The organism is Echinicola sediminis (genome assembly GCF_054777495.1).
In genome coordinates, this window is sequence record NZ_BAAHAP010000127.1 from 1 (window position 1) to 11,827 (window position 11,827).

Consider the following 11,827-nt stretch of genomic DNA (forward strand, 5'->3'; position numbering starts at 1 on the left):
GGGGTCCTTAAACAACCCCTATATGAATGAAAGGCATATAAATGAAAAGCATTAATTAACTACGAACAAAAAGAGAAAATAGCCAAAGAGGCTTTAAAAATTATAGGAGATAGTGATTCATCAATAATTGGCTCAGGAACAACTGTATTTCAAGTTGCTAGGTTTTTACAACCTATACATCCCTTAACAGTTATAACACCTGCGGTCAAAGTAACCATTGAACTATGCGACAAAAAAAATATTGAAATAATTCAGCTAGGAGGCATAATCCGACCAAATTCATCCTCCGTCACAGGAAGTAATGCTGAAAAAACATTAGAAGACATTTCCACAAGTATATTGTTTTTAGGAGTTGACGGCATCGATTTGGATTTTGGATTATCAATTACAAACATTTCAGAGGCTAGCCTAAATAAAAAAATGATTGATGCCGCTCAAACACTCGTTATACTTGCAGACAGTTCAAAATTTGGTAAAAGAGGATTAGGAAAAGTATGTTCCTTTGACCACGTTCATTATATCATTACCGATGAAAATGCTCCGAAAAGCACAATCAAAGCATTAGAAGAAAAGGATATTAAAGTCATTATTGCTAATTAAAACACATCAAACCTAAAACTATTACCTGACTCTCCGGAACTTTGCACGCGACAAAATAAGACAACTGGTGTCACGTGAGAATTTACGGTTCGGATAAAGAATTAACTTGGCTAAAAAGATAGCCAGATGAACATAATAGACTTTGTAAAGCATTTCCAGATGAGAGGAGGTATGAGTCATACCTGAAGCATTATCGAGACAAGAACGGTGTTTATTGTAAAACGTGCAGGGAATTCTCCAAGCATTATTGGTACAGTGAGCGGAAATTCTTCGAGTGCAGCAAATGCAGATGTAGGACTTCATTGAAGGCTGAGACGGTGATGGAGAACAGCAACCTTTCCCTTTTCACTTGGCTTACGGCTTTCCTGTTGATGTCCGCGACCAAAAAGGGTTTTCCTGCATGGAATTCCAAAGACAGTTGGGACTGGGCAGATATGAAACCGCCTTTAAGCTGATACACAAGATCAGGTCGGTAATGGGCAAAAGGGACAGCCTGTACCTGTTTCAGATCATGGTGGAATATGATGAGGCCTATGTGGAAAAGGCCTCCTATGAACAAGTGGCAAAGCAGCTAAAACAGGGAAAAGGGAACCAAAAGCAGCCCATCGTCGCCGTCGCCTGTGAGTCCACACCCCTTGAGGAACCCGAAACGGGCAAAAAGAAAAGGGATTACGGCTTTTTTAAGATGAAGGTACTCAAGGATGCCTCAGCAGGAACAGTGGAAGGCAGTTTCGGCAGCCAAACCGTGCTGTTTACAGATAGCAACTTGGCCTATGACCACCTTGAACGTCTTGTGGAAGACCATATCAGGGTCATTTCTTCGGAAGCATCCACGAAAGGTGACCTCAACTGGGTCCATAAGCAATCAACGATTAAAAAAAGAACCTGTTGGGCATTTATCATATGGCAACAGAAAAATACATGCAGAACTGGTATGGTCTCTAGATTTAAATACCTTCATAGAATTCTCCTGTGAGGAACATGATGCAAAAATTATTTGAGAAAATTTTCTAATGTTATTAAATTTCAAAGAATAAAATAGACAACTGCAATACGGATACATCCCAAGAGAGGGATTCTCTTGGGATGCCCCTGCCCCCTACACATGCTTACTGCTCCCAACATATTGGATTTATAAACATTGTAGAAACGGATCAGGAAACATCTTTAATTCAAGCGACAGCAAAATACATCGCCAAACTCAAGAAATCCTATTTCTGTTAAAAGTTAACTTGCCCCCTTGTCTAGGATCATTATAAACTCAATTCGATGTATTGAGTATAACCTCTAAATGGCACCTATAGCTGGAGAAACCCAAGCAATTTTTCAACACTGTGCACGTTGAAGCTGGAGATAAGATTTTTACTCCCATTTATTTAAATGAAATTTTCACCTCTTTTTTCTCACCTTTTTGGAAATCAATTTTAACCGATATCGCAGAGGCCTTGGTATAGGCCTTTCCTGTTTGGTCCGTAATGCTGGTGAAGCCCTTTCTAAAAAACAGTTCGATTTCCTGTTCCTTAGTTGAGGAGATTTCAGCTTTTACCATACCTTTTTCAAAATCCCATTCCAGTTCCTCCACAGTGGCTTGGGTACGGCACTTGACACCTGAAACCTTACCCTTGGACAATTTATCATCCAAAGCAGGTAAAAGCTCTATCACCCCTGGCCGAGAATACACCAACATTTCCAAAATCACAGCAGGCAGACTATTCAGCGCATCAGCATTGTAAATCTTCCAATCTGGATTATGGGAGGTAAACAAACTGGTAAAGATATAGTTGTTCCTAAGCTTAAATTTCAAGTTGTCATAAACCTTTTCTCCCATCTTTAACCTGGCCGCAATTAGTGCCGCATGCATAAGGCCATGGGCGGAGTTATTGCCTCTCCCCTTTTTCAACAAGGCCGTAGAGGCTGCTTCAAACAGCACAGGAGTTTCTTCAGGGTTGATTTCAAAGCCCGGCCAAACAGGGTATAGATGGGATATATGCCGGTGGTCATAATTATCCTCTAAGTCATCCATAGCCCATTCTTTTAAGGCCCCGTCACTGTTCACTAGATAAGGAGGCATTTGCTTCAGCATGGACTTCCAGTGAATCATTTTATCCTGATGGGCACCCAATTCTTCGCTGATTCGGATAAGGTTTGAAATCGCTTCTTTGGCGGCTGCAATATCCATGGTGGCATTGGCAGTTCCTTGCAAATCGATATTGGCAGGTGAATTCTCTGGAGAATAGCTGGGCGCAAAGAAATAATGTCCATTTTCATCATATTCCTTTAAAAAGCTTTCGAAGAACTTCACTGTTTTTTCCAACGCAGGCAAAAGACGCTCTTTTAGAAAAACCTCGTCCCCACTTACCTGATAATATTCATAACAGGGGAGCAAAAGCCATTCTGCCCCTGCCAACCAAAATTGTCCTGGGAAACCAATGCTAAAATGGGTGTGTAGATTCCTTCTCCCAGAAGTCCTGGTTCCCGCCAAATATCCTTCAGCACCATACAGCTGCTGGGCATTGACCTCCCAATCATCCATTACCCTTTCCAACATGGTCATATAACTGTCGATTGCTTCCGGTAAGTCCCCGATAGCAGCAGAGGCAATCTGCAAATTTACATTCGCATCAGTAGTAAAATCTCCTGACCAAGCAGGTCTCCACTCTCCATTCCAAATCCCCATGAGATTAGGTGGATTATTACCTGAAGAACTGATCAGTGTATACCTGCCCATATCAAACATGGACTGCAAAAGGGGTAAAAATATTTCATCTTGGTTTTCATTTTGCTTTTTTATCATTTGTTCAGATGAAAGGGTCATGTGTTCAGCCTCATCAAGTAAATCAAGTCTTACCCGATTAAACATCTCGCCATGAACTCTTTGGTGCTTTTCCAACAAGGTTTCGTATTCATGGCCCAACTGATTAATGGCTTCCATAGTCTCAGAGATTATGGACTGGTCAAAATCTTCCAAAAACTCAATTCTCGTAATAACTAAGACCCTATCAGCACCGCTGATTTCCATCTTTCCATCTATTGCATGTAAGTACCCTCCTGTTGGTAGAACTTTTTGGATGACTTCATATCCCCTTCCATATAACTCATAGGGCTGTCTGAATTCCATCCATTCACCAGAAACTGTCTTGGAGGATTTTCCAATGCGTAAATTCTCTCCGTATTTATCCTGCTGGGCAATCAGATCAGGAATTAACGGTCCTATTTCCATGGAAAGTTCTATCTCCCCAGAACTACTATATTCCTGCACCACTACCCTGTCCGGCCTGGAAACAAATGTTTTACGCAAATATTGCTGCCCTCCCGCAGACCAGCTAACGCTAATTTCTCCAGTTTCAAAATTAACTTGCCGTTTATACCCCGCTACCTCTCCCTCAAACTTTTGATCCAGATTCATCAGCATAGCTGGATGATAAGGATCCGTCCACATGATCCCTCCAAAGCCCTCCTCCACTGCTTTTTCATAGGAATACCTTGTTGCCTCATCATATTTACCCGCTTTCATCAAAGCCCGTACATGAGGCAAATAAGGAGCAATATTGGGCGGTTCTACAACTTCGGAACCTATAAATTCATAACACAGCTCATGGTTAAAAATGATCTGTTCATGAGCAGGGTTTCCAAATACAAGAACCCCCATCTCTCCATTTCCACTTATAAGCGCATCCTCCCACTTCTCGGCAGGTTCAGAACTGAACATGCCACGAAACTTAGTTACTGACTTTTCTTGAGTACATCCCGTCAAAGTCACCAGTAAGGCCAGCCCAAAAAGCAGCTTTTTTCGACTACTTTTAAATACATTTATTTTGGTCATATTAAAGGTTATTGTGGTTCCATAGATTTATTTTCTCCTTCACTTTTCTTCCAATACCAATTTTTGATCCTTCCCCAAACGAACTGCCTTCTTACTCATTTCCTTAAGCTGAAGTCGTTTTTCTCCCTTGAAGGTGCTGAAATTATTGGACTGGAGCTGCACATCGGTACAGTGTTCAATGGATATAAAAGGTTGGTCTGTCGGCGCGACAATATCCGGTTTTCCGTTCTTGATGGTATTGCCCCTAAATATCAGCCCTTTCGTAGCCCTTGCGGTAAGTAAGGCCCCATTGGCCAAGACAAATTCATTGTCTAAAATCCGGATATTGCTGTGCACATATTGTCCTTTGGCAAACTCCAATACTTCCGGCTTGATGGCAATGGCATAGCTTCCAGGATAAGAATTATAGCCACATTCTATAAACTGATTGTTTCGGATGGTCACATCCCTTACCGGCCCCGACTCGTACCAGAAGTTGCAGTCATTAGCTATTAAGATGGCATGCATGCCCGTGCGGAAAAACACATTGTTTTCTATGATGGCTTTTCTCCTTGTCGTCAATAATAATCCACGGGTGTTGGTATGCTCAAAACGGTTGTTTCGGATCAGGACCGAAGGAGTTTTGGTCATGTTCTCAACACAATGCTTTTCCCCCAGCTTCTCAGGAACCTTTCTGTTCAAAATCAGTTCCAGCTCCTTAGGGTTGATTTTGAACACCTCCTTTACTACCGCATGGTCATACACCGAAAGGTTATTATTGTCCACAAAACCGATGGAATCACCTGCCTCAAAGGCCATCAGGTTCCATGTCTGGTGGTGTATAAACCGGACCTTGATCTTGTTTTGCTCATGATCAACTACTCTAAGGTGGGTACCGTGGATATTCACCGGATCATCATGGGAACCTGAAAACGTACTATTTTCAATCTTAATATCTCCGTAACAGCCCGAAAAATGGAGAAAATCAGCAAATCCGGCAATCACCCTTTTTGTTGACTTCCGGGGCCGGGCGGTGATGCCATCCACATGGATGTTTTTGGAAAACTGGCTCACCATACCCAAGCCGTGCAAGTAATGTAAGTTTACATTTTCAAAAGTCAGGTCTTGCGAAAAGTTATTGAGCAAACCTACGCAGTCGCGGTAGGTATCTCTGAACGTCAATATATCCCCTTCTTTCAATGCTGAGTTTTTAAAGTCAAATCCCCGGAACATGATCCTGTTTTCCCCTAGGTCTTCAGCCATGCTGGTTTCGATAAATTTTGACTTATCATAATGCATGGTTTCTATCTCTGGATCGAACTTGATCACATGAAGATGATTTGCTTTCCAGCCCTCTCCATACCAAGTGACCTTGCCGTTTTCCACCAGGTACTTGCTGTCCTTATTCACCTTCACTATGGCAAAGTCATCACCAAGTTTCTCCACCTCAAACTCTGACATCGTAGGTCTTTCATAATCAAAAGAGAGGTCTTTTACCTTAATATTCTTGCTATGGTCAAGAGCCAAATGCACCATCTTTCCGTGACTGACGATCAGGGTTCCATTACCTTCCAAGGTCACATTTTGCATGCCTTCCAACAAAATACCGATTGACTTCACCTTACTCAGGGTATCCGATTCGGTGGTATTGGAAATATAATATTCCTTTTTGATGGCCCCTTCTGGCCAAAGGTCAATCCTTCCTCCCGGAAATCTAAGAACAGCGCTTTCATGCTTTTCAGCCTCTTTCAAAGCGGCCTGAATACCTCCCACCGCATTTTTGTAGGAGTTGGCCTTTACACCGTAGTCTTCCAGCTGAATGACGGTTTGGGCATTCAACAGATTCTGCCCGGATAAAAGGATCAAGAATACTATAGTCAACAATAGATTATTTAATAATTGTTCTCTGATACTTTGTCTCATTGATACCAATACTTTACTGTTATTCTGTTTTAAAAATCTTTATTATTCCACTACTATTAAGAATCCTTTTTTAGGTTCTATCTGGATACTTTCGTTCAAGTTTTTCTCCATACCTTCTTGAAACATTTCAATTTCCGGCATTTTCATTCTTTTTCCCTTAGGATCTATCCCCAATGCTTTCCAGTCAATAGCAAGTTTAGTTTTTACTGGCCCCTCAGCCCAACTGGCTATAGCGATCAAAAGTTTTCCTTCCCTTACATAGGCTGTCGCCAATACATCCTGATGGGAAGTTTTTACTACTGCCCCTTCATCCCAATAACCAATCATCTTAGCCTCTGATATCCCAAAATCATCCCAGACCTTCCATATAGCCCTAGGATCACATGAAACACCTTCCGTATACCAGGGATAGCGGACAGTCATCCCATAAACCATTCCCCTCCACGGGTTGCCACCCGCATGAAGCATATCCCCCATCAAACCGTAGGGAATACCTGAAACCTCCACCAGCCAGTTTGCCGGTGACATTTCATCATAATGGAAGCTCTCCCCAAACCATAGCTTATCCAAATACGGAAAGAATTCCATATACTGCGTGGCAGGTCCTTTAGAAAATCCAGTGTTGGAATGCAAATCCAATAAACAACCCGGCTTGGTACGGTCCATAACTTTCCTGATTCTTTTCAAGGTTCTTCGGTCATAAGAAACATCATCCAAATAAAGCCCATCGATACCCACATTTTCGACCAACCAGGCCAAACCCTCAATATAATAGTTGTACCAACGGGAATCTCCTGGTGCATTTACAATGGATGCATCGGCACTTTTGTCCGGGAAATACTGGTACCATTGTGGGCGATAACCGTCTACCAAATGTTCCCTGAGCCAAGGATATCCACCTCCATTTCCATCACCTAATATCTCATTACCAAGACTTCTTAGCGCCCAGATCTCTGTGGTGTAATTCGTCAATTCCCGGATGGTATAATAGATTTTCACCTTCTCCCCAACTTCATGCATGTCATCCACAAATTCATTCATTTCATCCACAGCTACAAAAGGATAGTTGATATGGGGATTGTATTCATTGGCATGATGCACATTGATTACTTTTACTCCGGCATCAAAATCCGCAACACTGGGCTTAGGCTTTGCTCCATTATGGTAATACCGGTCTTCAAACTGACTTTTAACATCCAATTCCCTGATTGGTGTCAGGATCATTGCCCACTCAAAGTCCAATTTTTCTCCAGCAGCCAAAGTCCTTTCACCGCTGTACACCCTAGCCTTTACTTCTTCCTGATTGGATTTGATAGCAAATCCCCCTTTACCTTCATTATACCAGGACTCAGGGTATTCTGGATGATAAAGATTCAACAAAGGCCCATGATATTCTCCTCCCCTTAACTCGCACCAAAGCCCAGCTTCCGTACTCCCCATCCAAAAACTATCATGCGGTCCTTTCCAGCTGGCATGATGTGCTACAGGAACATCCGTTCCAGGAAGCCCCATGCCCATCATATATTTGGCCAGCTCCTTCTTAAAAGGAATCTCCAGGATAACATCCTTGATTTGAACAGGTTTCAAGGCTTTCAGGCTTATATGATAGTTGATATGCCCATCGGATTCCACCGCTCTAAATCCTTCATAACTGAAGTTTTCCGACATTCCTTTCCAGGAAGTGGAAACCAAGCCATCCTCTTTTGTGACAAATTCCTCAGCATTTGCCTTAAGGAATTCTTCGGTTCCATCTTGACTTTGGACCACAAATGAAATCGGCCGGTGAAGCAATTCTTTGTTTTTGATCAATACAGATGCAGGAAGCCCTTGATCAGAAAAGTACACTTTCTTTTGTGTAAGCCTATATACATTATTTTCTTGGCTTATCGCTTGAAAAGGTTCAGTAGCTTCGTTATCTAAACCCAAAGTGGAATTAAGCCAACGTAATCGGGAATGCCTCCAGGCTTCACTGTCTCCCCGATCAGTTAATATAGTATCATTGATTTTTAAATGTATATCCACGGATTGTGGAGAAGAGTTTTTCGCACTTAGCGTAACCCTGCCTTTATAATCACCTGCAGCGATACTTTCAGGTAGGTCTATACCAATCCAAAGGGGCTGTACATCCCCTTTTTCCACATCCACCACTTTCACAAATGGCGCCCCATAGGGTCCCATTCCTCCGGTATTGAAACAGGTGATACTTTCAGCCGGTACCTTTCCAGCAGGGCCTTCAAGAGAAGAAAAAGAAAGTTGCACATCTCTGAGCTCTTTTTGCGAGGCAAATACCCCCAGCTGAAAGGTGTAATATTCGTTTTGGCAGGCTTCACCTTCGAATACCGCAGAAGGTCCTTGTTGTATCCATCGGTAGGGAATTTCGTCCAGCATCCTAATCGGCAATTTTCGATCCTCAGGGAAGATCAAAAAATCCGCTTTATATTCACTTTGGAGCTTTTTCTTTTCACTTTGAAGGGCAATTACTTCCATGGGGAAAAAGCTGTCAAAAGCTGTCCGAGACTGAAATCCCTCCAAGCTGGCCTTGGTCAAAGGAGTTAATGCTCCATTCACTAGGCCACTGGACTTCAACCAATCTGAGTTTGGTTTTGACTCAACAGGCAAATAATCCTTATTATAAAAGCCGTACTCTTCCTGGATTTCAAAAGGCAAATAATAAAAGTAGTAGGTTCCAGCATTTTTCACTGGCCCAAATGCCAGCTTACATGTTTCCTGGTCAACCTTGATACGATGGATATTTTCTACTTCCTCCCCGGTCTCAGAATTGACAATTATAAAGCGCTTATCTCCTGGATCCTTGTCATGCCTTCTCCATTCCAAATCCAAAATAAGGGCCTCAGCTGCTTGTCCAACTTCCACTACAGCCCTGTGGTTTCCATATGCCTCTTCCCAGGGTTCATTGGCCACTGAATAGTTGAGATCAGCAGATTTTTGCCCCCAAGCAACACCTAAATATTGGGTCAATAGGATGATTATAAAAACAAATAAATTTTTCATTTTACTCGAATAGTTTTCTATTATTTATCCAAGTTGATTTCAGTCGTGTAAACTGGAATCAACTTTATATTTTTTATCTCTGGCAAGTTGGTTTTGGGCTTTTCCACTCCGGTAATTTCATCTGACCAGGGAAAAGCTTCCAGCTGTAATTTTAAAGGTTCATTTTCCATATACCTTTTCAAGCCTATCTCCCAAGGTTCTCCGTTATACAAATTGTCTGTAAGCACCCTGTTTTCCTTAGTGACTTTGGCCATGCCTCCCTGATAATCCACTTCCATAAACAGGTCGCTTAACTGTTCCGGAAGTTCTTTATTTAACTCCACTTCCCATTTGGTATTTGACAGCTGCTTGATGTTTGGTTTGGAATAGGCTTCAGGTAAATTGATACTAAACTCTTGGAAAACGCCATCCCCTCCAAGACTGCTTACCTGTCCATTTCTGGATTTTAACGATCCCATGGACGGAAATACTTTCAGGTCAATAGGTGATATTCCCCAACTGTTGCAGATAATCTTATCTTGATCAAAAAGTAAATCCGAAGTGGAAACAATTAATCTTTTTTGTCCATCAACATCTGCAATCCAAGTATTTTCAGCCTCTTCCCTACTTAGCAATACCAAGACAGCTTTTTCTCCATTTTTCGACCGAAGATCTATCTTTCTTGCATTATCGGTTCTTGGACGCATTAGGGCTTGACCATTTACCACCTCTTTTGTCCAATTATCACCATCCACTGATGCCACAGATAATGCATCAAAAGCCAATTCCACTTCCATGCCCTTTACCTTATAAAAAAAGTAATAAGGCAAGCCTTCATAGCTTATCTTAGCTAAAGGCTGTGCTGTGGCATAATTCAACATCACACCATTAATATCTAGATTAAATGGTAAGATAGCCGTGGTTTCCCCTGCCAGGGTCAATTCATTTTTCGGAAAGACCAGCTCTTCATCAGCCAGTTTTAATTTCAGTTGGAATTGTTTTTCCGGCATTGGCACCCGTACTTGGGTATTCCCCAAAAAAATAAAGCCACTTTTCCCATTGGTCCTTGCCACATACCTCAACCGATCTGTTTCCAGTTCATCCCTGACAGGATCTTCAGGCTCTATCACTTGCATTTGGGCCAGGTCACTTCCAAAACTGTTTACAAAATGATGCAGTGTTTTCAGGTATTTGTAGGATGCCCTGACTTGGCCAAACTCACCCAAGGGAGCTTGAAAATCATAGGAATCGGGGTAACCTGGCTCCTTCAAGCCGGGCAGTTGGGTTCCGCCCTGAAACATATAATAGCCCACCAGATTCATTCCCCTGCCTATTTGGTTTTGAAGATGGGCTTCCACCACATGGGGTTCGACTACAAAGCGGTTGCTAAAAGTCATCTGGCTACCACAGCCCTGCTCGCAAAGTCCTTTGGGGTATTTATGGACATCATAATACACTTTCCCCAGAGCATCGGTCATGATCCACTGGTCATTTCCATAAAGGAAATCCTTGGTGGCCTTACCTCCCCCTTTTTCCCATCCGCGATAAGGATAGGCCCCCTGAAGCGGAATCACTTCTGCCTTGCTATCATCAAAGACCGTATTGGCCGTCACTGTATAATAAACCGGCTTCATCCCTACTTCAACACTGATCTTTTTCAGTTCACTGATATGTTCTGGGTCACCTGAAGCATATTCGTTTTCCAGTTGAAGGCCAATAATCGGACCTCCTTCTTCAAACCACAGGCCTTCCACTTGATCAGCTATTTGATGGAATAATTTTCTACTTTCCGCTAGATACACAGTATCATTTGACCGCTTGCCTTTCATATCATTGATCCAATCAGGATGTCCACCATGTAGCTGCTCACCATGACACCAGGGACCAATGCGTAGCCAAACATATATATCATGCTTGGCACATAAATCCACAAAATGGCGCAAATCCTTGATCCCTGACCAATCCCACTTTCCCTGACTTGTTTCATGGGCATTCCAAAAAACATAAGTTGCCACAATCTGCAAGCCGGCACTTTTCATCTTTAAAATTTCCTCCTCCCAATAAGCTTGCGGATACCGGATGTAGTGAAACTCTCCCATCAGAGGAAACCAAGGCTCCCCGTTTTTTTCGAAGAATAGATTATTTACACCAAGGCTTTCTCCATCAGGATGGCTTCCCTTGAAGACCAAATCTACTTTTGGAACATTTTTGTTTACCTGACTGGCATCTAATTCATATGGCCTTTTCTGAGCATATACCCTACTACAAAACAATAAGGTCAAAAAAACAAATGACCATCGGTTTAACCAATAATTGTAATCTATTTTATTCACTTTATAACTTTTTTTCGTTTACAATTTTTTAATCAATGCTGAAGCTTCAGTCCAGCATTACTTTTACCATCACCGGTAAATGATCAGAGGGGAATTTCTGGTCATTGCTATCTGTCAACACTCCATAATGATCAACTTCCACTTTTTGATTTACAAAGACAAAATCAATTCTGTGCAC

General features: G+C 42.1%; 5 protein-coding genes and 1 pseudogene. 2 read left to right on the top strand and 4 right to left on the bottom strand.

Features of this window, described 5'->3' with window-relative positions; all coding sequences use genetic code 11:
• Positions 1-54 precede the first annotated feature (54 nt).
• Together ACYVAA_RS20560 and ACYVAA_RS20565 are read left to right on the top strand one after the other, a co-directional pair.
• Positions 55-600 carry a DeoR/GlpR family DNA-binding transcription regulator gene (locus tag ACYVAA_RS20560; RefSeq protein WP_460545434.1) on the top strand — a complete coding sequence of 182 codons (546 nt, stop codon included), beginning with the start codon at positions 55-57 and terminating at the stop codon, positions 598-600.
• Between the two features lie 126 nt (positions 601-726).
• A pseudogene (locus ACYVAA_RS20565) lies at positions 727-1,533 on the top strand (IS1595 family transposase); the annotation flags it as partial.
• A 439-nt stretch (positions 1,534-1,972) separates the two neighbouring features.
• Here ACYVAA_RS20565 and ACYVAA_RS20570 read toward each other — a convergent pair.
• The 4 genes from ACYVAA_RS20570 to ACYVAA_RS20585 form a co-directional block, all read right to left on the bottom strand.
• Positions 1,973-4,423: a glycoside hydrolase family 95 protein gene (locus tag ACYVAA_RS20570; protein WP_460545425.1), complete on the bottom strand. Its 2,451-nt coding sequence runs from the start codon at positions 4,421-4,423 to the stop codon at positions 1,973-1,975.
• 39 nt (positions 4,424-4,462) lie between these two features.
• Positions 4,463-6,283, bottom strand: coding sequence for a right-handed parallel beta-helix repeat-containing protein (locus ACYVAA_RS20575; protein WP_460545428.1), 1,821 nt, complete (start codon positions 6,281-6,283; stop codon positions 4,463-4,465).
• 84 nt (positions 6,284-6,367) lie between these two features.
• On the bottom strand, positions 6,368-9,337 hold the full coding sequence (locus ACYVAA_RS20580) for a glycoside hydrolase domain-containing protein (protein WP_460545430.1): 2,970 nt from the start codon (positions 9,335-9,337) through the stop codon (positions 6,368-6,370).
• 20 nt (positions 9,338-9,357) lie between these two features.
• Positions 9,358-11,649, bottom strand: a complete 2,292-nt coding sequence (locus tag ACYVAA_RS20585) for an alpha-amylase family protein (RefSeq protein ID WP_460545432.1) — start codon at positions 11,647-11,649, stop codon at positions 9,358-9,360.
• Between the last annotated feature and the right edge of the window lie 178 nt (positions 11,650-11,827).

Coding starts and splice junctions, on each gene's coding strand:
- ACYVAA_RS20570 (WP_460545425.1), bottom strand. CDS start 4,423: ATGACCAAAATAAATGTATTTAAAAGTAGTCGAAAAAAGCTGCTTTTT.
- ACYVAA_RS20580 (WP_460545430.1), bottom strand. CDS start 9,337: ATGAAAAATTTATTTGTTTTTATAATCATCCTATTGACCCAATATTTA.